The sequence below is a fragment of the uncultured Deefgea sp. genome, from assembly GCF_947072475.1.
Classification (GTDB): domain Bacteria; phylum Pseudomonadota; class Gammaproteobacteria; order Burkholderiales; family Chitinibacteraceae; genus Deefgea.
Map to the genome: position 1 here is coordinate 23,177 of NZ_CAMTIA010000017.1, position 25,822 is coordinate 48,998.

24 protein-coding genes are annotated in these 25,822 nt (G+C 47.8%); 8 read left to right on the plus strand and 16 right to left on the minus strand.

Annotated elements, in window-relative coordinates:
• Positions 1–5: 5 nt before the first annotated feature.
• The gene (locus Q0V82_RS07775; RefSeq protein ID WP_297574361.1) at positions 6–2,183 is read right to left on the minus strand and encodes an LPS-assembly protein LptD; all 2,178 of its coding nucleotides are present in this window, start codon (positions 2,181–2,183) and stop codon (positions 6–8) included.
• 96 nt (positions 2,184–2,279) lie between these two features.
• Here Q0V82_RS07775 and Q0V82_RS07780 point away from each other — a divergent pair, with 96 nt between their 5' ends.
• The 3 genes from Q0V82_RS07780 to tkt all read left to right on the plus strand — a co-directional run bounded on the left by Q0V82_RS07780 (position 2,280) and on the right by tkt (position 6,727).
• Positions 2,280–3,272, plus strand: a complete 993-nt coding sequence (locus Q0V82_RS07780; protein WP_297574363.1) for an aminoglycoside phosphotransferase family protein — start codon at positions 2,280–2,282, stop codon at positions 3,270–3,272.
• A gap of 151 nt (positions 3,273–3,423) precedes the next feature.
• Positions 3,424–4,119: an N-acetylmuramate alpha-1-phosphate uridylyltransferase MurU gene (gene murU, locus Q0V82_RS07785; RefSeq protein WP_297574365.1), complete on the plus strand. Its 696-nt coding sequence runs from the start codon at positions 3,424–3,426 to the stop codon at positions 4,117–4,119.
• Between the two features lie 607 nt (positions 4,120–4,726).
• Positions 4,727–6,727, plus strand: a complete 2,001-nt coding sequence (gene tkt, locus Q0V82_RS07790) for a transketolase (RefSeq protein ID WP_297574366.1) — start codon at positions 4,727–4,729, stop codon at positions 6,725–6,727.
• Positions 6,728–7,071: 344 nt separating this feature from the next.
• On the opposite strand, the gene Q0V82_RS07795 is transcribed toward tkt, so the two are convergent.
• The 4 genes from Q0V82_RS07795 to Q0V82_RS07810 all read right to left on the minus strand — a co-directional run bounded on the left by Q0V82_RS07795 (position 7,072) and on the right by Q0V82_RS07810 (position 9,602).
• Positions 7,072–7,521: a copper chaperone PCu(A)C gene (locus Q0V82_RS07795; RefSeq protein WP_297574367.1), complete on the minus strand. Its 450-nt coding sequence runs from the start codon at positions 7,519–7,521 to the stop codon at positions 7,072–7,074.
• A 145-nt stretch (positions 7,522–7,666) separates the two neighbouring features.
• Entirely contained in the window at positions 7,667–8,620 is a 954-nt protein-coding gene (locus Q0V82_RS07800) for a diguanylate cyclase (protein ID WP_297574368.1), read from the minus strand.
• Between the two features lie 5 nt (positions 8,621–8,625).
• A complete protein-coding gene (locus Q0V82_RS07805) occupies positions 8,626–9,237 on the minus strand; it encodes a chemotaxis protein CheX (RefSeq protein ID WP_297574369.1) in 612 nt (203 codons plus the stop codon).
• A gap of 2 nt (positions 9,238–9,239) precedes the next feature.
• The gene (locus Q0V82_RS07810; protein WP_297574370.1) at positions 9,240–9,602 is read right to left on the minus strand and encodes a response regulator transcription factor; all 363 of its coding nucleotides are present in this window, start codon (positions 9,600–9,602) and stop codon (positions 9,240–9,242) included.
• A 93-nt stretch (positions 9,603–9,695) separates the two neighbouring features.
• Here Q0V82_RS07810 and Q0V82_RS07815 point away from each other — a divergent pair, with 93 nt between their 5' ends.
• Together Q0V82_RS07815 and arfB are read left to right on the plus strand one after the other, a co-directional pair.
• Positions 9,696–10,343 (plus strand): energy transducer TonB, encoded by a 648-nt coding sequence (locus Q0V82_RS07815; RefSeq protein WP_297574371.1) that lies wholly within the window; start codon positions 9,696–9,698, stop codon positions 10,341–10,343.
• Between the two features lie 22 nt (positions 10,344–10,365).
• Complete coding sequence (gene arfB, locus Q0V82_RS07820) at positions 10,366–10,767, plus strand: alternative ribosome rescue aminoacyl-tRNA hydrolase ArfB (protein ID WP_297574372.1); 402 nt, start codon at positions 10,366–10,368, stop codon at positions 10,765–10,767.
• A 164-nt stretch (positions 10,768–10,931) separates the two neighbouring features.
• Here arfB and Q0V82_RS07825 read toward each other — a convergent pair whose 3' ends face one another.
• The 4 genes from Q0V82_RS07825 to Q0V82_RS07840 all read right to left on the minus strand — a co-directional run bounded on the left by Q0V82_RS07825 (position 10,932) and on the right by Q0V82_RS07840 (position 14,010).
• A complete protein-coding gene (locus Q0V82_RS07825) occupies positions 10,932–11,429 on the minus strand; it encodes a hypothetical protein (RefSeq protein WP_297574373.1) in 498 nt (165 codons plus the stop codon).
• 155 nt (positions 11,430–11,584) lie between these two features.
• On the minus strand, positions 11,585–11,980 hold the full coding sequence (locus tag Q0V82_RS07830) for a YkgJ family cysteine cluster protein (protein WP_297574374.1): 396 nt from the start codon (positions 11,978–11,980) through the stop codon (positions 11,585–11,587).
• Between the two features lie 148 nt (positions 11,981–12,128).
• Positions 12,129–12,707 (minus strand): hypothetical protein, encoded by a 579-nt coding sequence (locus tag Q0V82_RS07835; RefSeq protein ID WP_297574376.1) that lies wholly within the window; start codon positions 12,705–12,707, stop codon positions 12,129–12,131.
• Between the two features lie 88 nt (positions 12,708–12,795).
• A complete protein-coding gene (locus Q0V82_RS07840; protein ID WP_297574378.1) occupies positions 12,796–14,010 on the minus strand; it encodes an MFS transporter in 1,215 nt (404 codons plus the stop codon).
• Between the two features lie 426 nt (positions 14,011–14,436).
• Here Q0V82_RS07840 and fba point away from each other — a divergent pair, with 426 nt between their 5' ends.
• On the plus strand, positions 14,437–15,471 hold the full coding sequence (fba, locus tag Q0V82_RS07845) for a class II fructose-bisphosphate aldolase (RefSeq protein WP_297574380.1): 1,035 nt from the start codon (positions 14,437–14,439) through the stop codon (positions 15,469–15,471).
• 169 nt (positions 15,472–15,640) lie between these two features.
• On the opposite strand, the gene Q0V82_RS07850 is transcribed toward fba, so the two are convergent.
• The 7 genes from Q0V82_RS07850 to Q0V82_RS07880 all read right to left on the minus strand — a co-directional run bounded on the left by Q0V82_RS07850 (position 15,641) and on the right by Q0V82_RS07880 (position 24,243).
• Positions 15,641–16,741, minus strand: coding sequence for a two-component system response regulator (locus tag Q0V82_RS07850; protein WP_297574382.1), 1,101 nt, complete (start codon positions 16,739–16,741; stop codon positions 15,641–15,643).
• 240 nt (positions 16,742–16,981) lie between these two features.
• Positions 16,982–20,194, minus strand: coding sequence for a response regulator (locus Q0V82_RS07855; protein ID WP_297574384.1), 3,213 nt, complete (start codon positions 20,192–20,194; stop codon positions 16,982–16,984).
• Positions 20,191–20,790: a SpoIIE family protein phosphatase gene (locus tag Q0V82_RS07860; RefSeq protein WP_297574387.1), complete on the minus strand. Its 600-nt coding sequence runs from the start codon at positions 20,788–20,790 to the stop codon at positions 20,191–20,193. The genes Q0V82_RS07855 and Q0V82_RS07860 overlap by 4 nt, the downstream gene beginning before the upstream one ends.
• 124 nt (positions 20,791–20,914) lie before the next feature.
• Positions 20,915–21,328: an anti-sigma regulatory factor gene (locus Q0V82_RS07865; protein WP_297574388.1), complete on the minus strand. Its 414-nt coding sequence runs from the start codon at positions 21,326–21,328 to the stop codon at positions 20,915–20,917.
• On the minus strand, positions 21,318–21,686 hold the full coding sequence (locus Q0V82_RS07870; protein WP_297574390.1) for a hypothetical protein: 369 nt from the start codon (positions 21,684–21,686) through the stop codon (positions 21,318–21,320). Before Q0V82_RS07870 ends, Q0V82_RS07865 begins: the two co-directional genes overlap by 11 nt.
• On the minus strand, positions 21,686–22,573 hold the full coding sequence (locus tag Q0V82_RS07875; RefSeq protein WP_297574393.1) for a protoglobin domain-containing protein: 888 nt from the start codon (positions 22,571–22,573) through the stop codon (positions 21,686–21,688). The genes Q0V82_RS07870 and Q0V82_RS07875 overlap by 1 nt, the downstream gene beginning before the upstream one ends.
• Before the next feature lie 251 nt (positions 22,574–22,824).
• Positions 22,825–24,243, minus strand: coding sequence for a deoxyribodipyrimidine photo-lyase (locus tag Q0V82_RS07880; protein ID WP_297574396.1), 1,419 nt, complete (start codon positions 24,241–24,243; stop codon positions 22,825–22,827).
• Between the two features lie 211 nt (positions 24,244–24,454).
• On the opposite strand from Q0V82_RS07880, the gene Q0V82_RS07885 reads away from it, so the two are divergent.
• Both Q0V82_RS07885 and Q0V82_RS07890 read left to right on the plus strand, forming a co-directional pair.
• Positions 24,455–24,832, plus strand: a complete 378-nt coding sequence (locus Q0V82_RS07885) for a GntR family transcriptional regulator (RefSeq protein ID WP_297574399.1) — start codon at positions 24,455–24,457, stop codon at positions 24,830–24,832.
• A complete protein-coding gene (locus Q0V82_RS07890) occupies positions 24,825–25,721 on the plus strand; it encodes an ABC transporter ATP-binding protein (protein WP_297574402.1) in 897 nt (298 codons plus the stop codon). Before Q0V82_RS07885 ends, Q0V82_RS07890 begins: the two co-directional genes overlap by 8 nt.
• The last annotated feature ends 101 nt before the right edge of the window (positions 25,722–25,822 follow it).

Here is a 25,822-nt window from a genome sequence, read left to right on the forward strand (position 1 = left end):
TGCCTTTAACGAAGTTTTGGAGAGCGATAAGTGTCGGCGTAACCAGGAATGGATTGCTTTAATAAGCTAATCGGATTCATTCCCAATCCGGCCAAACCGCCTAATTCTAAGATTGCAAAGTAATTGGTTTTGTACGTGCTATTGGTCGTGACATAGCTTTGCGCAGCAAAACGCAGCGCCCAACAGCCGGCATTATATTCAACGCCAGCAATCGTCTCTAGTGCTTTGCGATCATTCAGTGAATAGTTGTATCGACCCACGGCATACCAGCCATTACCCAGCGGCCATTGCCCCGAGATGTCGGCTTGCTCGATATTGGATGATTTATTGTGCACGTAGCGTAGGTTAAGGGTTTTATATTCGCTCGGTGTCCAGCTGACGTTTAGCTCCGAATTGATGGTGCTTTTGGTATGCAAGTCTTGCTGCAATAAGTAGTTCACATTGACATTGTTCGGTAATTGACTGCCCATCATTAAAAACATATTTGAGCTTTTTTGCTCATCGCTATTATCTGGGCCAGACAATGTCACTCGTGGCGAGGTGAAATAAAACTGTTGGCCGACACCGGCATAAAAGCGCTCAACACCGGTTGCATCATCAAAAATACGGCTGCTGATGGCCAAAGTCAGATTATTGGCGTCATTAATTCTATCGTTCCCGGTAAATTTATTTTCACTAAACAGCTGCGACCAAGACAGGGCGGCAACGGCCGAATCGTAATTGGGAACATCGCTTTGTGATTTATACGGTGCATACACATAAAAAGCGCGTGGCTCTAGGGTTTGCACAATGTCTGAGCCAAATAAACTGCCTTCGCGCTCGAAAAACAGCCCGGTATCAATACTGGCGATTGGCACGACAAAGGATTGATTGCCCATGTCTTGGCCGCTCGCGCTTTCGGTGCGATAGGTATTGGCGTGTACGCTGAGGCGCGGGGTAATAAAACCGTAGCTATTACTCATTGGCAGGCTAATGCTAGGGTTAATCCAAGCGCGATCGCCCTGTACCAAGGATTGATTCACAAAACGGGTGACTTCACCGCTGATTTTGGTTTCTAAGCCATAACCAATTTGCGGGCTAGCGGTAAAATACCACTGCGGCATGCGCCAGTATGGATCTTCAACTGGGTTGGTTTCAGTTTGCAGTGTTTGATAGCGTTGAACGCGTAAATACGTTGACCAAAAATCGCCGTTGTAATTGAGTAGTGCTTCTTGCGGCAAGTTAACTTGCGAGGCACCCGCTAGCGTGTCAGAAAAATCAATAAAGTAATCCGAGTCAGATACTTTTTGATAATTAATACTTAATGACAAGCGATCGCTCAGCAGTTGATTGTGCTGGAAATAAACACCATAACGTTGCGTGTCGGTTGATCTGTCGTTAATTCCCGCCGCACGAAGGGTGCCGGCGTATTCGGGTTGTAGGTAGCGAAACTCACCACCGAGCATGGCACCACGCTGGCCAAAGTAGCTTGGCGTAATCGTCGCATCATAATTGGGCGCCAGATTAAAGTAATACGGTTGGCTGTATTGCAAGCCATTGGTATTGCTATAGCCTAAGGTCGGCAATAACAGGCCACTTTTGCGATCGCCATTGAGTGGGAAGTCAACAAAAGGGTAGTAAAAAAACGGTACGCCTTTAAATTCGGCCCAACCATGCCAAGCTTGGCCATAATTGCTGGTGTAATCGAGATCAATCTCTCTGGCGTGCAAATACCAATCGTCTTGCCCATCGCGGCAAGTGGTCATTCGACCTTTTTGGATGGTGTATTTGTCTTTACCACCAAATAAAACTTTGACGCCATCCCCACGTACTTGGCCTTCGGCCATGTGGTAAATCGGATTGTCCATTTCACCCAAGCGAGTTTGCACCGTCATATTCAGCGAGTCACCCTCAAGCGTATCGCCTTTTTGCGTGACTTTGACCTTATCGCCGGCATGCACTTGATCGGCCTCGAGTTCGTACTTCACCCAGTCGGCGTTAATGACCATGCCGTCGCGATTGACGATGACATTGCCGCGCGCTTCTGAATATTGTCCTTCTTGGACGCTGGCTTGGTCCGCTTCAATGAATAAGGGCGGCTCGGCCGCCGGGCTGGATGCAGCAGCTTGGCTCAGTGCCGGTAAGATGGCCAATGAGAACGCTACGATCTTGATGGTATAGGGAGGAGAATTACGCACCCGCATGTGGTTGTCGTCATTACTTTGATAGAATTGGTGGATTCTAGCAGTAAACGCGCTTAACTTTCTTAACAAACGTTGTAAACAGGAACGATATTTCTCATGAATCGCAGTGAACAGCTCTCCAATTGGTTGCAACAAATGCGTGTTGCTACGCCGCAAAGCCTCGTTTTAGCTGCGGCTGATGCCAGCGTGCGGCAATATTGGCGTGTCAGCTATGCCGATAGTTCCGTGGTGGTGATGGATTTTGATCCTGCCGTTTTTGATTGCGGCCCTTTTTTAGCCCGTCAGCAACAATTGGCCGGTGCGGGCATTGCCGTGCCACAAGTTTTTGAGCAAGACTTGCAATTGGGTTTTGTCATTTTAGAAGACTTAGGCGACGTGACTTTGGCCAGTGTCCTTAGCGAAAGTAGCGCACAAGAGTGGTATCTGCGTGCCATCAAGCTGCTGGTTGAGATGCAGGCCAATACCTCGGATGATGATTTGCCGGTATTTGATGCCACTTTTGTTCAGCGTGAGCTGGATATTTGCCGTGAATGGTATTTTGGCCAGCAATTTGGCGTAACTTTAGCCGGTAAAGAATTGGCCATTTGGGAGCGCGCTTGCGCTTTGATTGTGCAGCAAGTGGTGAATCAGCCCACGCTGTTTATGCATCGCGATTTTCATTCCAGAAATATCTTGGTGCAAAACGATGTCTTGCGCTTGATTGACTTTCAAGATGCGGTCAAAGGACCAATTGCTTACGATTTAGTCTCATTACTGCGTGATGCGTATGTTGAATGGGGCGAAACCTTTGTGCTGGATTTAACCATTCGGTATTGGGAGCAAGCCCGCGCTGCCGGTTTAGCGGTGCATGACGATTTTGGTGATTTTTACTTGGCGTTTGAAATGGCCGGTTTGCAGCGGCATTTAAAAATCTTGGGTTTATTTGCCCGTTTAAAATACCGCGATAATAAGCCGCAATATCAAGCCGATATTCCCCGCGTATTTCATTATGTGCGCCAAGTTTGCTTGCGCTATAGCGAATTAACGCCATTGGGACGGTTATTGGTGAATTTAAACGGCGAAAAAATCGAAACTGGTTTTACTTTTTAATCCGCCGTTTTTTGCCGCATGGCGGGCGATTGTGCCGTGCGCTTGGTCGCCGTTACGCCTTGGCATCATTGGCTGGACGTTTGCTTCGCAGTCTCGATCGGCATGGCGCTGATCGAGCTTTTTTTTGCGCCATTTTTTGATTGAGTTTCCAATGAAAGCAATGATTTTAGCGGCCGGCCGTGGTGAGCGGATGCGGCCTTTAACCGATGTGACGCCCAAGCCTTTGCTCGAAGTGGGTGGGCGGCCGTTGATTGCTTGGCATTTAGCGCGTTTAGCCGCAGCCGGCATTAACGACGTGGTGATTAATCACGCTTGGCTCGGTGAGCAAATTGAAGCCGCGCTCGGTGATGGCTCGCAGTGGGGCGTGCGAATTGAATATTCCGCCGAAAGCACGGCGCTGGAAACTGCTGCCGGTATTGCCCGCGCACTGCCACTATTGGGAGACGCACCATTTATCGTGGTCAATGGTGATGTGCTCACTGATGTTGATTTTGTGGCTTTAAGCCAAACTGCCGCGCAATTAAGTGCGCAAAGTCATTGGGCGCATTTGATGTTGGTGCCCAAGGCGGGCTATCCAACGGGGCGCGATCTGAGTTTGCACGCGGGCTTGGTGGTGCCATGCCAAAGCGACGATCAGCCGCTGACTTTTTGTGGCGTGGCGGCGTATCATCCGCGCTTTTTTGCCGATGTGCCCGCAGATCAAGCAATGCCGTTGTTGCCTTGTTTGCTCACAGCAATGGCGGCAGGGCGAGTGCGTGGTGAATGTCATCACGGGCAATGGCTGGATGTGGGTACGGTGGAACGATTGGCTTTAGCGCGGGCGCAGTACGCTGTGGATGGGGGCTAGAGCTAGATTGAGCAGAATTTGGGCTGAATAAAAAAGGATGTGATTAGCCAGCATGCATCGCAATTGCGCCGTAGGGGAAAGACTTGTTTTTTGTTGCACCGCAACGTAGATTGAGGTTGTTGATTGTATCGATCAGGCCTAAATCAGGGATCAACACTGCGATTTACCCTATCGACATCGGCAGATATCGTTGGCATGATTCATGCGCAAGCTCGAAATTAAAGCGTCAATTCGGTAAAGCGTAGTCGATCCGATGATGCCAATATCCGTGGTTTTGGCGTCATCATTTTGGATCTTTACGGTATTTTTTGGTGTTGAATGGGTTGATGCGGCCCATTGGATGCACGGTATATGGCTACTTGTTTTGGGAGGCCCGGCGCGGGTGTTTGATTTTAAGCTTGATTTAGCTTTTAGTTTGCGCCAAAGCAATATCCCTATTTAGGTAGCATGAGTACAATGTCAGCATAAGCGTTTTAATTCTGTCGTAAAGCTGAGTTAAAGCGAGAATAAGCCCTATTTAACGCGCTGTTGGGTGGCAGTTAGGCCAACAGGGCGTGTTTAATCAAGTTGGCGCAAGAGCGCTTATATTCAATCTGAGGAAACTGTGATGGCAGCAACGCGTACTGATTTAGCAAATGCAATTCGTGCACTGGCGATGGATGCTGTGCAAAAAGCCAATTCAGGCCACCCTGGTGCGCCGATGGGCATGGCCGAAATTGGTTTGGCTTTGTGGGGCGGCAAAATGCGCTTTAACCCACAAAACACCGCTTGGGCTAACCGTGACCGTTTCGTATTGTCAAACGGCCACGGCTCGATGCTGCAATATGCGCTATTGCACCTCACAGGCTTTGACGTATCCATTGAAGACATCAAAAACTTCCGTCAATTTCATTCAAAAACCCCAGGTCACCCAGAAGTGCATTACACCCCCGGTGTAGAAACCACCACGGGTCCATTGGGTCAAGGCATTACCAATGCCGTGGGCTTTGCCTTGGCAGAAAAACTCCTTGCTGCGCAATTTAATAAGCCAGGTCTAGACATCGTTGACCACCACACTTATGTATTCATGGGTGACGGCTGCTTGATGGAAGGTATTTCGCACGAAGCTTGCTCACTCGCCGGTACTTTGGGCTTGGGCAAATTGGTGGCATTCTGGGACGACAACGGTATTTCGATCGACGGCCATGTTGAAGGCTGGTTTACTGACGACACGCCAAAACGTTTTGAATCATACGGTTGGCACGTGATTGCTGGCGTTGACGGCCATGATGTGGATGCACTCAATGCCGCCATTGATGCCGCCAAAGCAGAAACCAGCAAGCCAACATTGATCTGCTGCAAAACCATCATCGGTAAAGGTTCGCCAAACAAAGCCGCGAGCCATGATTGCCACGGCGCACCATTGGGTGACGCTGAAATCGCCGCAACGCGCGAAGCCATTGGCTGGCCGTATGCCCCGTTTGAAATTCCAGCGGATGTGTATGCCGGTTGGGATCGTAAAGCGGCTGGTGCTGTATTTGAAGCTGAGTGGAATACTTTGTTTGCCAAGTATGCCGCACAATTTCCGACTGAAGCCGCTGAATTTACTCGCCGTATGAAAGGCGATTTGCCTGCCAATTGGAATGCTGTCGTTGCGGCTGCCGTGAGCGACGCGAACAGCAAAGCGGAAACCATTGCAACGCGTAAAGCCAGCCAAAATGCCTTGTCGGCATTGTGTCCACAGCTACCAGAAATGCTTGGTGGCTCGGCCGATTTGACGGGTTCAAACTTGACCAACTGGAAGGGTTCGACCAGCTTGAAAGTTGAAAACGGTCAGATTTCAGGCAATCACATCAGCTATGGCGTGCGTGAATTTGGGATGAGCGCGATTATGAACGGTATCGTGTTGCACGGTGGTTTCCGTCCATTTGGTGGCACGTTCTTGATGTTCTGCGAATACGCGTTGAATGCATTGCGTATGGCGGCGTTGATGAAAACCAATAACATCTTCGTTTACACGCATGATTCGATTGGTCTGGGTGAAGATGGTCCTACGCATCAACCGATTGAACAATTGCAAACCTTGCGTTGCATCCCGAATATGAATACTTGGCGTCCATGCGATACCGTTGAATCGGTGGTGGCTTGGGCTGCGGCGATTGGCGAGCGCACTACACCGTCATCATTGGTGTTCACGCGGCAAAACTTGCAATTCCAAGCGCGTACTGAGCAACAGTTGGCGGATATTGCCAAAGGCGGCTATGTGCTGGTTGATGCGGCTAACCCACAGTTGCTGATTTTGGCGACGGGTTCGGAAGTGGATCTAGCGGTGAAAGCCGCAGCGCAATTGCAAGCTGAAGGCGTTGCGGTTCGTGTGGTGTCATTGCCATCGACCAATGTGTTTGATAAGCAAGATGCAGCGTACAAAGCCTCAGTCTTGCCAGCCGGTGTACCACGCTTGGCGGTCGAAGCGGCAACGAGCGACTTCTGGCGCAAATATGTCGGCCTTGAAGGCGATGTGATTGGCATGGATACGTTTGGTGAGTCTGCACCGGCGAATCTATTGTTTAAGCACTTTGGCTTCTCAGTTGAAAACGTAGTGGCTCGTGCTAAAGCATTGCTGAAATAAGCTAGTCAGTGCTTGTAATGATAAAGCGCCTTCGGGCGCTTTTTTATTGTGGGTTGTTTAAGTATGATGCGGGGGTATTTGCTTGTAGGTTTTATATTTAAATGGCCACATGAATATACCTAATATAGGTATATTACGTGACCATTTAAGTTATTGCTGGGTTTATTGCCTCGCATCAGCAAACGGTGTAGCTCGTTTTAAAGTCGATATCTTGATTTTTGCTGTCGTTTAAGTTGAGTTCAAGTCCGTTTTCATGGCCTAAACAGGCTGCCGATGAGTCCGGACTTCACCAGCGCAATCGACCGGTGTTCGCTCAATTGCGTCATGAATGAAGCGGTATTGCGTTAATGTGCAGTCGCAGTCGGCATGTGGGCGATATTTTTAACGTCAATGGTCACGTTGATGACGCCGGCTTTGGCAAAGTGCAGCGTGAGAGACCGTTTTTCACCGGCAACGAGGTCTTTTTTAAGTCCAATCAGCATAATGTGGTAGCCGCCCGGCGCCAGTGTCAGCGGTTGATTGCTGGCAATAGGGAGCCCAGCCGTCATTTGACGCATTTTCATCACGCCGTCGCTCATTTTCATTTCATGAATCTCAGTTTTGCGCGCAAGGTCTGAACTCGCTGATAGCAGTTGATCCGCCGTTTTGCTATTGATGGTCATAAAAACACCGGCATTGGCCGCTTGAGGCGGCGTGGCTCGCGCCCACGCTTGATCAATTGACAGGCTCTCTTGCGCGAAGGATAGGCTTGCGCTGACAGTCAGTACCGCGAATAGGGTGAGTTTTTTTAGCATAATGAATTCCGAAACTAGGCGACTTAAAAAGACCGCCAACCGTTATGGTGTAAGCGCTTAGCGATGGTTGGCGAGTAAGCCGTCAGTATAACGGGATGGCGAATCAGTTTAAAAGTGGGCTGTGTGTCAGTTGATGACGGGGTGATTAAGATTGGCTATCACGAAGCTGGTTTCTGCCATGTTGTTTAGCAAAATACAGCGCTAGATCGGCCTCTTGAATTAAAACACTCGCTTCGGTGTCTCGATTGGGGGTGGTTGAGGCGCAGCCAATGCTCACGGTGGCGATGTGGTGGGGTGAGTCTGGGTGTGGCCGCTCGAGTTCACGAACCGCCTCGAGTAATTGTTCGGCAATCGTAATGCAACCGGCCATCGGCGTGGCGGGGAGTAAGACGATGAACTCTTCGCCACCGTAGCGAGCAATAATATCTGTTGGGCGACGTAATGCTGCTTGCAGCGCTTTGGCAATGTCTTGTAAGCAGGTGTCGCCTTGTTGATGGCCCAGATGATCGTTGTAACGTTTGAAAAAATCAATGTCGATCATCAACACGCTGAGCGGATGTTTTTGCCGCACCGCCCGACGCCATTCTTCGGCCAGTTTTTCTTCATAATAACGACGATTGGGAATGCCGGTTAAGCCGTCTTGATAGGCAAAACGATGCAACTCTGCGGCACGTTCTTGCAAAATTTGTTCCCGAATGACCGATGCAGTCACGTCTTGAATTTGAATTAAGCAAAATTGCTCATCATTAAATTGCCGAAGTGGGGTGATTTGAATTTGCTGCTGCATACGTAGTGGTACTTCATCGTTATTATGTAAACGAAATAAATTAAATGGGGCTCGATTTAAGCATTGCGATAAAAATGAAGATTGATCTTTCTCTATGGCCAGTTTGACGGCTTGTTCCACGCGGGTGTTTTTTAACTCTGGAAATGCAACGCTTAATGGTAAACCGATTAAATCATCAGAGTGACGGCTAGATGCTTTAACGAGCCAACGATTCCACAGTGCGATTTCTCCTTTGCTATTTAAAATAAGAACGCCCAGCTCAAGCGCATCAAAGGTACTAAATAATAATAAAGGCGCATGGTTACTCATCATTTAGCTTAGCTTTGCACCATTAGGGTACCTAAAAATCGATCAATTGCCTCATTGAGTAATTCCAGGGAGTTGGCATTCATAATAAAAATGACATGACCATGTAATTCACGAGACGACAATGAAAATTGAATTTGTAGCACCATGACCACATGATTGGCATCGCACTCTTTAAGTACAGAGATACCTGAACCGATGTGTAGCACGGGTAAACCACATTGAAAAGGTTGCTTAAAAATATCGGCTAAAGAGCCTAAGCAAGAATTGAGAATAATATTGCCAATTTCGGAAAGGGCGTCTTGTTCTAATTCAGTCAATTGCTCGATCGGTAAACTATTTCCCATCATTAAACGGACTAAATCTAAGCTTCGTGCTTCGGGGAAAATCAGTAGGGCGTTACCATGAAAGCTGCCGTCAAAGCTTTGCCTGATGCTACAAACGCGTTGGCTCGATTGCTCTAAATAAGCCGCCGCCTCTTCAACACTGTAAAATTCCACCATGGGCACTGAGAGTAAAATCTCTTCATTAATGATTTGGCTCATGCTGGCAGCAGCTTGGCCGACACTAATATTGAATATTTCGCAAAGTGCATCGCGTTGTAACGCGCTAAGTTCTAGCATGCTCAAGCCCCTGCGATCGTGAAAACTTTAAGCAGCGTATCTGCAACAATCGGCTTAGGAATAAAATGTAAGCCGGCGTTGAGTGCGCGTTCTTGTGTGCTGTTTTGGACATTGGCCGTCAATAAAGCAATAAAACAATCCGGTTGCAGCGCTTTGATGGTGGTGCCCGCTTCAATGCCATCGATGCCAGGCATGTTAAGATCCATAGAAATCAGATCTATTTTTTGGTTTTTCGCCATTTCAATGGCATCTAAGCCCGAAGCCGCTTCGAGATAAACCCAGTCTGGGCGTTGCTCGATGGCAAAAGCACGTATCATCATTCGCGATACACGACTGTCATCAACAATAAGCATGGTATAGGGCATGTGTTTGTTCCAGCAAGTAGTCAGTTCAGTGTAGGTATTTGCTGTGAAATTGCAATGTATGATGTTTTAAATTGGAGTTGTAGAAATTACAAGATGATCTGGCGAACTGCTTTTTTTGGCTCTTTACTACTGCATGCCTTGGTGATTTTTGCTTGGCAGGGGCGTTTTGAGCCTGAGGTCGGCGCATCGAATCAGCCGCTGTTCGTGGTGTTGCAAGCGCCTGCGGCATTGCATCCTGCGCTGACAAAACATCGTGCGCCAAAGCATTCAAGTGCATCGGATTTGCCGCTACCTAGCAAGCCTGAACAACCGCGTGAACCGCCGCCACGTAGAGACGTCGCTGCGCCGCTGGCCGTGCCAGTAAATTCAGCCGTAAGCCAAACGGCACTTCAGTCACCGCATGCCGCTGAGGTTGATTCGGCGCTTTCATCGCCAGCGGTGAGCGCGGCGACAACGGATTTTGCGGTGCAATATCGTGCGGCGTATTTAAATAATCCAGAACCTGAAATGCCACGCTTGTCACGCATCAAAATGGAAAGCGGTAAAGTTCAATTGCAAGTGAGAGTCAGCGCCGCAGGTGAGCCAATGGATGTGAAAGTATTGACGAGCAGTCATTACCCGCGCTTAGATGCTGCCGCATTGAATACCGTGAAGACGCAATGGCGATTTATACCTGCGCAAAAAAACGGCGTGGCGATTGAGGCTAATGTCGTTTTTGCAATTGAATTTAATTTGAAATAAAGCAAGGTGATAGTTTAACGCGATGAAAATACCAGAAATTCCCAGCAATGAGATTGAGCTTAGTGCGATTCGTGCCCAAGGATCGGGTGGACAAAATGTCAATAAAGTCTCCAGTGCCGTGCATTTACGTTTTTCAATTCCCAATTCTTCATTACCCGCCGAATTGAAAAGCCGGCTATTGGCACTGAATGATCAAAGAATTAATAAAGACGGCGTGGTGGTGATTAAGGCGCAAACTTCGCGCAGCCAAGAGGCGAACCGAGCTGAGGCGATGCTGCGCTTAATGGCGCTGATTGAAAGTGTGGCGGTATTGGCCAAGCCGCGTCGAGCAACCAAGCCTAGCTATGGCGCAAAACAACGTCGTTTAGATGGCAAACAACTGCGAGGCTCGGTAAAGGCGCAGCGAGGCAAGGTCACGTTTTAAGCTGGATTGATGGTGTGTCGTGTCGTTTGTAGCTTGTTTTTGACTCAAGCGTGCACGAGTGATTCCGACTAAAAATATCAATCAATACGCTTTGCATGACATAAAAAAACCGACGGCCATGTTGTGCGGCGTCGGTTTGGACTGCGTTGTCGTCGATGAACGGCTTAATTGGTTTTAAAACGGTTTTCGTAGGCGATGCTGGCTTGGATATTAAGCGCTTGGCACAGTTTGAAAAAAGCCGTGAGATGATGCGTTCGAACGAGGAGCATTTGCATTTGCTCACGCTGACTAAAGTCGATCAAGGTGAAGTTAGGGTTGAGTTCATCTTGGATGGCTTTAAGCGCCGACGTCTCGCTCAGTTCTGCCAAAGCGCTGGCTTGGAGTTCAAGCTCGCCCTCACCAAAAGCTTCGCTGATGTGCTGATAGAGAGCGGGTATGGATTGGGCATTAAAAATCAAGCCGTCAGCCAATTGCTCCAGTAGCACCACTTCCCACAGTGGCACGGCCATTTCGCTCGGATAAAAGTCGGCGGCATGGCGAGCACGATAGGCGATTGGATCTTGTTGTGCGGCAATGACTTCGGCGCTCATCGCGAGAATGTCGTCGTGATCTAAGCCGCCATCGGCGATTAATTCGAAAAGTTCAATGATTTGCGTTTGCATAGCGTTCCAAAATAGTAAGCCGCCCGATGTGGGCGGCAGACGTGATGCGAGCGTTGAGTAAACTCGACGCTCGAGTTAAGCGAAATTTGACTAGGGTATATGCTTATAAGCTTTGTTTTATATGGCTTAAAGGGCAATACCCTTGTTTTTTAGATTTAAAACCAGCGAATGTAAGCGCAAAAACCCGGTTTTGGGCCAATGGTCGGGTGATTACGACAGGTATTTGGACGCTTGTCGTAAATGGTACATAAACGCGTTTCTTCATCTAAATAAATACAGTCACGGGTGCCGCGTCGAGCGAGGGTGTAAATTTCGTGTTTGAAATTAAAATGCTCGATAATTCGGGCTTTCATTAAGCGTTTGGCGATGTTTTTCGCCGGCTCGTCTTTATCGAACTCATCGACCACACCCATCCGGATTAAATCACCGATTTTGACTTCGACCGGCATGGTGCAACAGCCCGAATAGCAATCGTCGCATTTGCCTTTGGTGAATTTCACCCATGTATCAGGATCGTGGAGTTCGGTACGGTTGAGGATTTGGCGGGTCATGATGCATTCAAAATCAAGAAAGGTGGGCAGCATACCACAGTCTGACGCTCGCTAAGTAGTTGTTCTGGTACAAAAAATATTACCTTAGGGGCTATTGATGCATGGGTTCTTGCTGCGTGGGTGCAAAATTGAGTTGAATTGGCTTTGATTAAAATAATTCAATGCCATTGTCATCGTTTGGGCGGGGTGTTGGGTCAAAGTTAATGCTGATATTGCCAGCCTTAATGAGGGCGGTATGAATCGGGTCGCCGTGTAATATGGCATCAAATAAAACTTTTTCTTGTTCCATGGTGTATTGCGAGCGAATTTTTCTTTGTAAATCAAGCCATGCTTGGGCTTGATGCGGTAAAGCATGGTCAGCCACCAGTACCGCTAGCTCGCTGATGGTGCTGCAAACATGTTCAAGTCGCTGCGATAAGCGATCATAAAATTGAAAAGCGATGATCGATTGCATGTTTTGTTCGGTGATGTCGGCGATTTTGTTTTCTAAATCGAGCTTTGTAGGCAGCGTGGGTAAAATCTGTGTCAGCTGTGTATTGAGTGCTTCAATGTGTTGGCAAGTCAGGGCAAATGAATTGGCCAAAGCGGTAAATGAGGCGCTACCTTCTTCCATCGCATGGCGAACTTGAGCGACGGCGATGCCCATCATTAAAATGGTTTCGCGTATTTGATCCCAATCTAAATCTGGATTGTGTGCTGCCGAGCCGCCGAAAGGGAGTTCCACCATGGTTCAATCGTCCAAATAAAGGAATCATCCTTTATAGGTTGAAAGATTGAGTTCAGCTTGGGTTTATGTCTGGCCTGACTATAAACGCTTAATCGATGGTGCGAATCACTTTGAGTTGCCAGATCAGTAGCAGCATTACCAGTGCCATCGTTAAGCCAAAAATAGGCATAATCCAAGTGATGCTCAGTTGTGCCGCCAGCATGGCGGTGACCATCGCGTAAGAGACCGGAGACAGGCCCATAGACACCATATTATTCAGACTCATCACGCGGCCCAATTTATCGCGATCGGCGGACTGCTGAATCAATGACATCATCGGCACATTATTGCCTGCAACGCCCATCCCAATCAAAAATTGAATGCCCACGGCGGCCCAAATCCAAGGCGTATGCGGTAGTAAGGACAGCAATACGCCTTCGAGCGCAATAATGACGGTAATCATCAGTAGGCGTTTTTTATTGGGCGGGTAAAGCGTTAATAAAATACCGCCTAACACCATGCCAGCAGCAAAAGCGCTTTGTAAGAATGACAAGGTACTGGCTTCGCCATGCAAATAATCCGCCACGATAATTGGAATGCCTAAGGCCAGTGGCCCCATAAACAGCAGGTTGGCGGTGATGTAAATCAGCATCAGTGCGCGTAAAACCGGGGTTTGGATGGCGTAAGTTACGCCTTCTTTGAGCTCGGTGAGCATCGAGCTGGCTTGGCGAATCACTTGGCTCTGCGGCTCTTGAATCCCCGCTATGCATAAAGTCGCAATAAATAACATGCCGCCGGTGAGACTGAAAATCGCCTCGTAACTCATGAATGCGAGCATTGCGCCACCGAGTACCGGCCCAAAAACCATGCCGACTTGGTTGGTGGTGAGCATAATTGAATTGGCGCGAGTCAGATCGCCATCCGTAACAATGGCCGGGGTGAGCGTGTCGCGTGCCGGCCAGAAAAAAGCGTCTAAGGCGCCATATAAGAAAGCAAAAGCGGTTAAAGCCCAAATATCTAAACGCTGTAAATACAGTAGCCCGACTAAACCAAACAGTAAAACCACACGCAAGGCCAAAGAAACCAAAATAATCCGGCTGCGCGACATACGATCAGCCAATACGCCACCGATGGCCATCAAAGCGATCCTTGGGATGGAGCCAGCAATCATCACCCAACCTAATTGCTCTTTCGCGCCGAGGGTTTTAACGACGTACCAGGTCTCTGCCATCATGGCGATGGCCAGCGCAAAGTTACCAATGATAGAGGCGAGCCATAAAAGGCCAAAATTACGATTTCTAAATAAGCTGGGCTGTATGGGCATAAGTTTTAAAAGTAGGGTGTTTTTATTTTGTATTGCTTTAGTCTTAGTGGCGTGACAGAGCAAGAGGTTGCTGCCGTTTTGTATTGAAATCTGGCGTTCAGAGTATGCAACTTTTTGCGAAAGAATGCAGCTACCATAGCCAGCAATATTGACTTTACTTGGGTTGTTGCCGCGTAAATCAGGTCATTCAGACTTGAAGTGGTATTAGATGGGCTAGGTCTTGTGCTACGCAATGCAGGTCGTGGGCGTCAGCCTAGGCTAAAGGGACTCGCAATGTAAGGCTGATTGACGTCTGCTAGCTTAAAAACGGCGTGTCATTTACCGCTGTAGTGGTTTTAGTGCTTTCCCGAATGATGAATTTCCTGATTTGGCAGCACGTTTATTAGCACCTACAGTGCGCTGGTGCAACGCAACAAGGAAAAAACTATGCCCCTCGTTTCTCTGAATCAAATTTTGGATCATGCCGCTGAACATGGTTATGGTGTGCCAGCGTTTAATGTGAATAATTTGGAACAAGTCCAAGCCATTTTGCAAGCGGCCGATGCCACGCGCAGCCCGGTTATTTTGCAGGCCAGCGCGGGGGCTCGCAAATATGCGGGCGAGCTCTTTTTGCGGCAAATGATTCAAGGCGCAGTGGCCAGTTATCCGCATTTACCGATTGTGATGCATCAAGATCATGGCACTAGCCCTGCGGTTTGTATGAGCGCGATTAGCAATGGCTTTTCGAGTGTGATGATGGATGGCTCATTAATGAGCGACGGTAAGACACCAGCAAGTTATGAATATAATCTTGAAGTGACGCGCGAAGTCGTCAAAATGGCGCATAGCTTTGGCGTGTCAGTCGAAGGCGAGCTTGGCTGCTTGGGCCGTTTAGATACCGGCATGGGGGAAGAAGAAGATGGCGTCGGGGCCAATCGGGCCTTAACACACGCCGAAATGCTAACCGACCCTTGGCAGGCCAAAGAATTTGTCTTGGCGACAGGGGTTGATGCGCTGGCGATTGCCATTGGTACCAGTCACGGCGCGTATAAATTTTCATCGCCACCGACTGGGTCGGTATTGGATATTGATCGGATTAAAGAAATTCATGATGTCATTCCCAATACGCATTTGGTGATGCACGGCTCTTCCAGTGTGCCGCAGGATTTATTGCAGCAAGTTCGCGATTTTGGTGGCGAGCTCAAACCGACTTGGGGTGTGCCTGTTGAAGAAATCCAGCGGGCGATTCGTTGGGGGGTGCGCAAAATCAATATTGATACCGATTTACGCTTGGCAATGACCGGTGCCATCCGCCGACATTTGATTGAAAACCCTGCTGATTTTGATCCGCGCCAATATTTAAAGCCCGCCATTGCCGCTATGGCGGCAGTATGTCGGGCGCGCTATATCGATTTTGGTGCTGCAGGGCAGGCAGATAAAATCAAACCCAAAGCATTAGAAAAAATATTAGCCAAGGCATAGCAAAAAATAGGGGTATTTCATTGTGGGCATTCATTAATATGGCCTGCAATGAAATACCCCTACTAGTGTTTGGGAGTCTAAATCTAAGGCATCGCCAAGCGCGAAAAAACCCTGACAAGATCTTCATCGTACTGCGTTGACGTTCTCTTTTGGCCAAGCTGATTTCAGCTCACTCATCGGGCAAAGCATCTTTAAGCGTTTCAGCGATCTCTTCAAATTCATGCTGTATCAGCATAAATGCATCGATCACGCGTGGGTCAAAATGCGTACCTTTGCTCTCTAGTATGATTTTGACTGCGACTTCATGGCTCATTGGGGCTTTGTAGACCCGTCTTGCGCGCAAGGCATCATACACATCAGCCAGCGCCATCAAACGAGCAGACAGCGGAATTTGATCGCCTTTTAATTGCAATGGATAGCCACTACCATCCCATTTTTCTTGGTGTGAATAAGCAATTTCTTTGGCATAACATAAAAAAGCGCTTTCTTTGCCCATCACGGCTTCTGCAGCCAGAATCGCGTCGCGGCCTAAGCGGCAATGTTCTTTCATGATTTCAAATTCGGCAATGTCGAGTTTGCCAGGCTTAAGCAAAATCGCATCCGGAATCCCCACTTTACCAATGTCATGCAGGGCGGCCGATTTTTCTAGCAAGGCAATATTGGCCAGATTGAGTTGTTGGCAAAAATCAGGGTGGTGCATTAATTGAGTGGCCAGTCGCCCAACATAATACTGCGTACGGCGAATATGATTGCCGGTGTCGTTGTCGCGAGTTTCTGCCAATGAAGCCATGGCTAAAATAATTGCATCTTGGGTGTGCTCTAATTCTTCGGTTCTTGCTTTAACTTTGGCGTCTAAAATGTCATTTTGATTTTTAAGATTATTCAGCAATTGAAACAGCAATAAATGGTTGCGAACCCGCGCTAATAAAATAGGCGGGCTAACGGGTTTTAAAATAAAATCAACGGCCCCCACTTCAAACCCGAGCTGCTCATCAGCCACGTCATTCATCGCGGTCAAAAAAATAACCGGTATTTTGCTGGTGCTAGTTTCCGCTTTTAATCTTCGGCATACTTCATAGCCATCAATGCCCGGCATGATAATGTCGAGTAAAATCAAATCGGGTAATTCAAGCTGTACCACTTCGAGCGCTTGTTCACCATTGACCGCGACTTTGAGTCGATAGCTATCCTTTAACAAATGCATTAATAGCATTCTGTTTTCAGGGCTATCATCAACAATTAATAAAGTCGGTAACGGGTTCGTATTCATTGAATTTAATATCCAAAAATATAAAATCGACGCTAACAAATAAACGCTATAACTGGTCACGAATAACTGACTGGAACTGGTAGGCACTGGCTGAGCAAATTCTACGAAGAGTAAAAAGTATTCCTCTTAACTACTTACTCTTCTTGTGCTTGTATTTATTTAGTTGCTTGAAAAAATACCTAATTTTCTGTTGATTCATTGTCTTACCATGAAACCGATTTGTTGGTTTTTTATTGGAATTCAATGTGGATTGCTAGCGAGTAAATGGTTTAATTTAATGTGCGCCGCCGAAAAATCGCAGCATTCAATAGATAAATTGAGATCATTAAAGTCCTCATGGCTAAAGATGGAGGAAAAAATAGTTCGATGCTGTTCAAAAAAATCCAGCACTTCACCGTCCATTTGTTTTAATAGCGCGAGCAATTCATCAATTAAAATATGCTCTTGCGGCGTGGCTGCACGGGCTTTATTTTTTGTGGTGTTAGTCTCGTTTGATTGACGATTGAAATTAGAGAGTACATTGGATATCGCTTGTAGTGCCGATTCAATTTTAATGAGCCAGGGTGTTAAATCACTTTGATTGTTTTCGGTACGCAAAAACTGCTCAATGACGCCCGCATCTTCAGCCAATTGATTTGCACCTAAATTGGCGGCGACACCTTTAATCGTATGGGCATAACGAGAAGCCGTTGCTCTATCATTATTTGCAATCGCCGCGTTGATACGGGAAATACAATCGAGCTCACTTTGGCAAAATTGGCGCATTAGCTGTAAATATAACGGCTTGTTATTCATCAAGCGGTTTAGCCCGCCGATTAAATCAATACCGGGCAATTTAGCAATAGCACTTAATATGCTACTCATTTCGGTGGCTGGATTTGCCTGCGCTGAAGGGGGTACTATTGAGTCGGTTGGCGTGGCTGATTCACGCGCGGTGTTAATCGATTGGGCGGTCGCTAAATAGGGCGTTGATAATGGCCCCTCAATTGGCGGCGTAGACGATAGAGTTTGGGTTTTCCAATGCTGCAAACGCTCAAAAAGAACCGCAGGGTCAATGGGTTTGGAAATATGATCATTCATTCCGAGTGATAGGCAGCGTTCTCGCTCCTCGACCATGGCATGCGCGGTCATGGCTAATAAGGGAATGTGATCGTAGCGTGCATCAGCTCGAATATGCCGGCTGGCCTCATACCCATCCATAACCGGCATTTGCATGTCCATTAAAATGACTGAGAAATATTGATTGGGGTGCTGCTCTAAAATCTGAATGGCTTCTTGCCCATGATTGGCAATCGTGACTTCAATGCCGACCGAACTCATTAATTCAAAGGCAATTTGTTGATTAATTAAATTGTCCTCAGTAAGTAAAACGCGAATGCCGTTGAGCAATAAATGATTTTCTTGATCATTGCTGATTTGATCGCCGATATTTGATTTTTGCTCCGGGGCAAATAGCTCGACCATGCAATCGACTAAACTCGATGCGGTTACCGGCTTGACAATCACCGCATCGAGCAAATCATCACGAACGGTTTGATGGACTTCTTCACGCTCAAACGCGGTGACCAAAACAATGCGGGGCTGATCTTGTCCGGGAATGTGTTGGCGGATTTCTCTGGCCGCAGTAATGCCATCCATTCCCGGCATTTGCCAATCCATTAAAATTAAATTAAACGGATTTTTGTGTTGCAAAGCGCCCAGCGCCATTTCGACGGCGGCCGCACCCGAGTCACAAATTTCGATTTGCACCGGCATGGTTGATAAAATTTCATGCAATAGCTGGCGGGCGCTGTCGGTATCATCGACGACTAAAATGCGTAAATTGTTGACCTTGCTCGGGAAAACGCGCGGTACATGCTCAATGTCATCATGACCAAACCAAGCGGTAAAATAAAAGCAACTGCCCATGCCCGGCTGGCTGGTAAATGCCATTTGCCCAGACATAATTTCAACCAGGCGTTTGCTAATGGTTAAGCCCAGTCCGGTGCCGCCATATTTGCGCGTGGTGGTGCTATCGGCCTGAGTAAACGGTGAAAACAAGCGCTCTTGCTGTTCTGGCGACATACCAATGCCACTATCGCTGACTTTAAATTCGAGTTTGACGCGATTGTCGAGCTGTTCAATTAAGTGAATGCGAATATCGACTTCACCGTGATCGGTAAATTTAATGGCATTATTAATTAGGTTGGTCAAAATTTGGCCAAGCCGCAATGGGTCACCAATGAGATGCGCTGGAATACCCGTTAAAGGATGAATAATAAATTCCAGCCCTTTTTCGTAGGCTTTTTGGCTAGTAATTGTGCTGACATTCGCGAGCACTTGATCGAGTTCAAATTTGATCTGCTCAATATGGAGTTTGCCGGCTTCTATTTTTGAAAAATCAAGAATGTCATTAATGATGCCAAGTAATGAGGTGCCGGCATTGTGGATTTTGGCCACGTAATCGTGCTGCTTGGGGTTTAAATCGGTTTTTAAAGCCAAATGACTCATGCCGATAATGGCATTCATTGGCGTGCGAATTTCATGGCTCATATTGGCTAAAAACATCGATTTGACGCTCGCCGCATCTTCGGCTTTATCTTTGGCGATTTTCAATTCGACTTCATTTTTTTTGCGTTGACTAATATCTCGCGCAAATAGCGTTGCCACCCATTCATCATTTTGTTGGTAAATGGTGATGCCCACTTCGATGGATAATGTACTGCCGCTTTTATTTTTTGCTTCTAGATCCCAAAACAAATTGCCGACTTTGTTTTTTGATTGTTCATTTAAATGTTGATTTAATATTTCGTAGAGCAGTGATTTTTCTGGCAATGCAATTAAATCGACAATCTGTTTACCGATGGCAAATTGCCGCAAAAAACCAAATGTGAGTTCAGCAGCACGATTCCAATCGGTAATCATGCCTTGGTTGTTCAGTAAGGCCACCGCGACGGGTGCGCCTTCAAGCACTGCGCGAGAACGCGCTTCGCTGTCGGTGAGCGCCATGGTGCGGCGCTCTATTTCTTGTTCTAAACCATTTTGTTGCTCGGCTAATTGTATGTTTCGGCTAGAAAGCTCGGCAAAAAGCGCTTCTCGGCTGGGTTGTGTAATGATTTCTTGAAGGGTTTGCAATACTGCCGGCGAGATATTTTGCCCAGCTAGCGCAAATGAATATGACCATTGTTGTGGTGCGTTATGGCGGTTTTTTTTAAAAAATGTTTCGATTTCCGCAGGGGCGCAGGCCAGTGCGGGGGTGGTTAAGTAAATGAATTGCAAGTCATAGTGCAGCGTTACAATGCTATTTTTTTCATTGACTGCCGAGCGAATCAGTAGCGAGAAGCCAATGGCATAAAAATCAACTAAGTGGGTTGGCAATGCGATGATTTGTAAAATGCGTCTAAATTTAGTTCGCGCAGTCAATAAACTGGCTTCAGTATTGATTTCGATTTGCCCTAAGGGAGATATTTTCATGGCAGATACCTCACTGCGAGGCAGGTCGCATCATCATGCTCTTTGCCATACTCGCGTAAGATTTCAACACAAAATCGATTAAGGGGTAGCGAAAACCAAGACATTAGAAGCAGATTGTCGAGGTGTTCACTAATGCCATCGGTGGCCAAAAAAATCAGATCACCCGCAATCAATGGTGTTTCAACCATCCGCAGGGTTGGCATAATCTGCCCTAAAATCCCCGATTGCGCGGCCACCCCTTTGGGTTGGTCTTTCATTCGGTACAGCATGGTGTTGCCAATGCCCACGGTGCGCAGCAACGGTGGTTTTAAGTGGGCCAGCGTCATTGCTGTGCCGCGACTACCTTTCAGTTCAAGGTGTAATTCATGCATCAAACCCAAAATGTCGCTGCTGGCATGGCTTTTGAGCCAAGATTCACAAAAACGCGCCAGCTCATGCGCCTCTTCGCCGTGACCAAGCACATCGATAATACCAATCAGTAGGCTGTCTTCAAGGTCGATCACCACATAGCCGTCACCGGTGACGGTTTCACCAAAGCAAGGTCGACCAATATGGGCGTGCTGATATGGGGGTGTCGTTGGCTGAGTTATTTCCATTGTGATACCTGCATGCTGCAATCGCAGCGCGAACTTCAGTCGATAAATAAAAATGGCGCGTAATTTGAATCTGCTGCTTTGTGCGCATTGACGCCGAACGAAGTCGTGGTCTGCGGCGTGCTATTTAATATTGATTAATCCATTTTTTAACGCGTATTCGCGTGCCGTGATTGATTTGTGATTGAATTTCAAACTCATCGACCATGCGTTTAACGCCCGGTAATCCCAAGCCTAAAGTGCCTTTGCTACTGAAATGGTCTTGCATGGCTTGTTCAATATTGGCAATACCCGGGCCACGATCTTCGGCAATGATTTCAATGCTGTAATTACTTTGGTAATGAATATACAGCTCACCATACTGCGCGTATTTCACAATATTCATTGCCAGCTCAGAGATACAGGTGGCGATTTGCGTTGCCAATCCGGCATCGTTAAAACGTGACATGATTTCGGAATAACTGAGCATCACTGCGCCTCGGACATCATCCTCGTTATTAATGTCAAAGCGCTCGCTCGGTGAATCCAAGTTAGCGTCCATCTAATAACTCCAATGCTTGCGTTACACTATTGGCGCCTTGTATCGCATTGAGTGCGACATTGAGTGCACATAAACCGGCAATAATGCCGGGACGTAAACCCACGACAATGGTTTTGGCACCAATCAGTTTGAGCATTTGTGTGGTGTTGACAATCTGCACAAAGCTCTCGCCGTCTAAAATAGTGATGCCTGAAACATCGAGCAATACGCCTTTGGCACTGTGCTTGATGGTCAAATTCAGTAGATCTTCACGCAGCCATTGCAGCAAGATCGTATCGGGGTCGAGTTGGATTGAGGCATACACGGCACCAGACACCATCGAGACCGGGATGCGCCGTTCCTCATTGGCAAAATCCATTATGTGACCGTACGGCCAATGATTTTAAATGCTTGCTCAAGAGCATCGCGCAGCGTGGCGGTTGAATTCACCTCGTCGACATTAATCCCCAAATTGACAATGGTTTGGGCAATCGCCGGCGAGATACCCGAAATCAGGCTGACACAGCCCATTAGCCCCGTTGATTTGGTGATTTTAAATAAATGATTGGCCACCGCCGAGTCCACGACGGCGACGCCAGAAATATCCATGATAAAAACCTTGGCGCGCGTTTCGCCGATGCGTGACAAAATCGTCATCATGATGTCTTGGGCGCGTTTCGAATCGATGATGCCGACCACGGGCAGCATTAAAATGTCTTGCCAGATTTGTGTCACGGGGGTGGACATTTCCATCAACGCTTTGCTTTGTTTGCTGATGCGCTCGTTAATCAGGCGTGAATAGGTTTCAACAACAATGGTGATATCAAAGTGCATCAGTTTGGTGAGCGCGCTAATGGCCGAGCTGTACTCTTCGCTATACAGGCCGCCATCGTAGAGTTTTTTGGTGAAAATAATAAATGACACATTCATTGCGGCAAAATAGCTGGGTAAAGACAGGCCAACGCGGGCATGGACTTCACCAATTTTTCGTCTTTCTTGCACGTAGTTATCATCAACACGGGCATTAAAAAAGCTACGCCAATAATTGATTTGCTCGCTACGCGCGCGACCCATGACCTCAGGATTGCTAAATAAAACCTGATATTCAGGCAGCTCAGCAATCCACTCATAAAAAAGCACCGCGTATTCTTCGAGCTTGGGGCTGATGATCGTCCCATACTTACGCACCATCACTAAGTCGCTTTCGTCAAGATCATGCATCTTCATTAGTCCTGACGTTTTCATTTCTCTTAGGTCGGTTTGCATTGAGTTGATCCTTTTGACTGGCTGACGAATGCAGTTTGCATTGGTTCGGTATAGCAGACGCATCCAGCGCAAGCAATCCATTCGCGTGGCAAATTGACGTCGTTGGTCGGCGGAAAATCAGGCCGTAAAAAGGGGGCGTATTGTGAGAGAAATGCCGTTCAATCAGGGTGGGATGTTGGGCGTCATCGCGTGCGCGACCAGCGTCGTTAGAGAAAACGCTGGTCGTTGGATGTCAGATAAAGTCAGGCGACTTAGTGGTTTTTATACAGGGCGAGCGCCGCAACGCGTTGCTCGGCATGGTCAACAATCGGTGGAAAATAATCGGTTTGTTCTAAGAAACTCACAAACAATGCACCGCGCCGATCATTGGCCGAAAAAGCCCACGGCGAGTGGATCGCCACATCGGGTAGCTCGGCTAATTCGGGCACATAACGACGAATAAATTGCCCTTCGGCATCAAATTTTTCCGATTGTAAAACGGGATTGAAAATTCGGTTGTAAGGTTGTGCATCGCAGCCGGTGGATGCGGCCCATTGCCAACCGCCGTTATTACTCGCTAGATCGTAATCGAGTAAGTGTTCGGCAAAAAACTTCTCACCCCAGCGCCAATCAACCAGTAAATCTTTGACTAAAAAGCTGGCGGTAATCATGCGCAATCGATTGTGCATATAGCCAGTTTGCGTTAATTGGCGCATTGCAGCGTCGACAATCGGGTAGCCGGTTTCACCCGCGCACCATGCGGCAAATAATTCTGGATGATTCGGGAACGGCAACTGATCGAGCTCGGGCTTAAATGTATGCTCAACCACATCTGGGCGGTGCCATAAAATTTGCGCATAAAACTCACGCCAAATGAGTTCAGACAGCCAAGTTTCTGCGCCAATGCCGCCGTGTTCATGCGCAAAACGCACGAGTTCACGCATCGATACCGTACCAAAGCGAATGTGCGCCGAAAGATAAGAAACGCCTTTAATCGCCGGAAAATCCCGCGCGTCTTTGTAGTCATTAATTCGACGTTTGAAGTCTTCGAATAATTTTTCCCCGCCACTCATGCCCAGTGGCACTTTCAGCTGGGTGAGATTGGTTTTGGCAAAACCCAGCTCTTTGAGGCTCGGGAAGTATTGTGGCTTGAGTGGTTTCAGTTGCTTGATAACGCGCTGAACAGGGTAGGGGGCAACATCTTGCTCGCGCAGTGTGGCCAGCCAAGTGCGTTTATACGGGGAAAACACACTATACATGCCGCCGCTTTGCGACAAGATTTGATCTTGTTCAAAAATAACCTGATCTTTATAGGTATTGAACGCTACGCCTTTTTCTTTAAGGCTTGCAGCCACATACCCATCGCGCTCAATCGCTTTTGGCTCGTAATCGCGATTGCAATACACGGCGGTGATGCCAAATTGCTCGACTAGCGCCGGGATTTCAGTGAGTGGATCACCGTGGCGCACCACCAAATCGGTATTGTATTGGCGCAAGTCGGTTTTAATTTCTTTGAGCGCTTCCCAAATAAACTCCACCCGACGGTCTTGTTTAGGAAGATCTTTTAAGATTGTCGTATCAAAAACAAAAGCCAAAATCACTTGATCGGCATTTTTTAGCGCTTCATACATCGCGTGATGGTCAAATAAGCGCAAATCGCGGCGCAGCCAAACGAGGGCAGTGGTGGTCATATTTATTCCTTTTGGTGGGTATCTGAATCTAGACATTAATAAAAAACCGCTAGATTCATATACCTATTGAATGCAGTGCGCGAAGTGCGAATGGCGTTGACTACATTCTGTTGCATTTTTGAATAAGCGCATCTTAACACTCTGCGCCTCGCTTGACTGTCTTTGTGTATTAGTTCAACAATACACACATACACCAGCCAGCGGATTGCGCATGTTCATCTTAAACCCCGCTTTACCCACGCCGATTTATCGGCAAATCCAAGATCAAGTGCGCCGCTTGATTGCGGGTGGGCAATTGCTGCCGGGCACCGCGCTGCCGTCGGTGCGAGAGCTGGCCGAAATTCACGCCGTTAATCCAATGACGATTTCCAAAGCCTACAGCCTGCTTGAAGCCGAAGGCTTATTGGCGCGGCAACGTGGTAAACCAATGATCGTCGCTGAGCATCCACCGCCGCACATCTTAGCAAGTCTGCAATTACACACGATTTTACGCGACACCATCACCGCCGCACGCCAATTAGGTTTGAGCGACGCCGAGCTGATTGCCGCCCTTCACGCTGAACTGAATCAGGATCAAGACCATGAATGATCGCAAGCCTGCTGTATTAGAAACCTTAGTCACGGCTAAAGATGTCGCCCTCGGCGTTGTCAATTGTGCGGGGCAAACGCTCAGCATTATGCCGGGGCAAGTGGTGGGTTTACTGGGTAAAAATGGCGCAGGTAAAACGACTTTGCTTGATGGTTTGCTGGGCTATACGTTTTTGAACGCGGGGGAGGTGACCGTGTTTGGCCATAATCCAACTGAATTACCCGCCGATGTTTGTAGCCAAATTGGCTTTGTTGCCCAGCAAGATGATTTGCTGCCGTGGCTCACCGGCAGCGAAATGCTGGCGGCGACGCGACTGTTTTATCCAAATTGGAATCATCAATTAGTCGATCGTCTGCTTGATCGTTGGTCGGTGCCGGTTTGGCAAAATATCAGTGAGATGTCAGTTGGCGAGCGGCAAAAATTGGCGCTGGTCGCCGCAATGGCGCACGAACCCAAACTGCTGGTGCTGGATGAGCCTGCCGCCAGTTTAGACCCACTGGCGCGCCGCGCTTTGATTGGTGAATTGATCGATATTGTCGCCGATGGCGAGCGATCTATTTTGTTATCCAGCCATATTTTTAGCGACATCGAACGCGTTGCTAGCGATGTGTGGTTGCTAGAAAAAGGCCGTATCACGTATCAAGGTGGCTTGGATGAACTAAAAGAATCGGTGGTGCGTTTGCACTTAACGAGACCCTTGCAAGTGAATGGCAGCTTGGAACTCACTACGAAGCAGGTGATTCGCACCGAGGTGAATACCGGGCGCGAAACATGGATTATTCGCGGCTGGAATGAGGCGCTAGCCGCTGAATGTGCTGCTCAAATTACCTCGCCGTACCAAGTTGAAGCGCTGGGGCTGGAAGACGCTTTTGTGGAGATTTCGCAATGAGCTTGGCCTATCAAATCTTTGCCACGTGGCGCGATCCAGCGGTGAAAGCGCAGCGGGATTGGCTGTTTTTGCAGTTTTGGGGGCGGACATCGAATCAGCGT

What these genes read in the sequence shown, in the direction of transcription:
- Q0V82_RS07850 (WP_297574382.1), bottom strand. Translation starts at nt 16,741, where the DNA reads ATGAATACGAACCCGTTACCGACTTTATTAATTGTTGATGATAGCCCT.
- Q0V82_RS07775 (WP_297574361.1), bottom strand. Translation starts at nt 2,183, where the DNA reads ATGCGGGTGCGTAATTCTCCTCCCTATACCATCAAGATCGTAGCGTTC.
- Q0V82_RS07860 (WP_297574387.1), bottom strand. Translation starts at nt 20,790, where the DNA reads ATGGAAATAACTCAGCCAACGACACCCCCATATCAGCACGCCCATATT.
- Q0V82_RS07825 (WP_297574373.1), bottom strand. Translation starts at nt 11,429, where the DNA reads ATGCAAACGCAAATCATTGAACTTTTCGAATTAATCGCCGATGGCGGC.
- Q0V82_RS07800 (WP_297574368.1), bottom strand. Translation starts at nt 8,620, where the DNA reads ATGATGAGTAACCATGCGCCTTTATTATTATTTAGTACCTTTGATGCG.
- Q0V82_RS07835 (WP_297574376.1), bottom strand. Translation starts at nt 12,707, where the DNA reads ATGGTGGAACTCCCTTTCGGCGGCTCGGCAGCACACAATCCAGATTTA.
- Q0V82_RS07795 (WP_297574367.1), bottom strand. Translation starts at nt 7,521, where the DNA reads ATGCTAAAAAAACTCACCCTATTCGCGGTACTGACTGTCAGCGCAAGC.
- Q0V82_RS07810 (WP_297574370.1), bottom strand. Translation starts at nt 9,602, where the DNA reads ATGCCCTATACCATGCTTATTGTTGATGACAGTCGTGTATCGCGAATG.
- Q0V82_RS07865 (WP_297574388.1), bottom strand. Translation starts at nt 21,328, where the DNA reads ATGGACGCTAACTTGGATTCACCGAGCGAGCGCTTTGACATTAATAAC.
- Q0V82_RS07885 (WP_297574399.1), top strand. Translation starts at nt 24,455, where the DNA reads ATGTTCATCTTAAACCCCGCTTTACCCACGCCGATTTATCGGCAAATC.
- Q0V82_RS07830 (WP_297574374.1), bottom strand. Translation starts at nt 11,980, where the DNA reads ATGACCCGCCAAATCCTCAACCGTACCGAACTCCACGATCCTGATACA.
- Q0V82_RS07875 (WP_297574393.1), bottom strand. Translation starts at nt 22,573, where the DNA reads ATGCAAACCGACCTAAGAGAAATGAAAACGTCAGGACTAATGAAGATG.
- murU (WP_297574365.1), top strand. Translation starts at nt 3,424, where the DNA reads ATGAAAGCAATGATTTTAGCGGCCGGCCGTGGTGAGCGGATGCGGCCT.
- tkt (WP_297574366.1), top strand. Translation starts at nt 4,727, where the DNA reads ATGGCAGCAACGCGTACTGATTTAGCAAATGCAATTCGTGCACTGGCG.
- Q0V82_RS07870 (WP_297574390.1), bottom strand. Translation starts at nt 21,686, where the DNA reads ATGGATTTTGCCAATGAGGAACGGCGCATCCCGGTCTCGATGGTGTCT.
- Q0V82_RS07840 (WP_297574378.1), bottom strand. Translation starts at nt 14,010, where the DNA reads ATGCCCATACAGCCCAGCTTATTTAGAAATCGTAATTTTGGCCTTTTA.
- Q0V82_RS07815 (WP_297574371.1), top strand. Translation starts at nt 9,696, where the DNA reads ATGATCTGGCGAACTGCTTTTTTTGGCTCTTTACTACTGCATGCCTTG.
- Q0V82_RS07855 (WP_297574384.1), bottom strand. Translation starts at nt 20,194, where the DNA reads ATGAAAATATCTCCCTTAGGGCAAATCGAAATCAATACTGAAGCCAGT.
- arfB (WP_297574372.1), top strand. Translation starts at nt 10,366, where the DNA reads ATGAAAATACCAGAAATTCCCAGCAATGAGATTGAGCTTAGTGCGATT.
- fba (WP_297574380.1), top strand. Translation starts at nt 14,437, where the DNA reads ATGCCCCTCGTTTCTCTGAATCAAATTTTGGATCATGCCGCTGAACAT.
- Q0V82_RS07780 (WP_297574363.1), top strand. Translation starts at nt 2,280, where the DNA reads ATGAATCGCAGTGAACAGCTCTCCAATTGGTTGCAACAAATGCGTGTT.
- Q0V82_RS07890 (WP_297574402.1), top strand. Translation starts at nt 24,825, where the DNA reads ATGAATGATCGCAAGCCTGCTGTATTAGAAACCTTAGTCACGGCTAAA.
- Q0V82_RS07805 (WP_297574369.1), bottom strand. Translation starts at nt 9,237, where the DNA reads ATGCTAGAACTTAGCGCGTTACAACGCGATGCACTTTGCGAAATATTC.
- Q0V82_RS07880 (WP_297574396.1), bottom strand. Translation starts at nt 24,243, where the DNA reads ATGACCACCACTGCCCTCGTTTGGCTGCGCCGCGATTTGCGCTTATTT.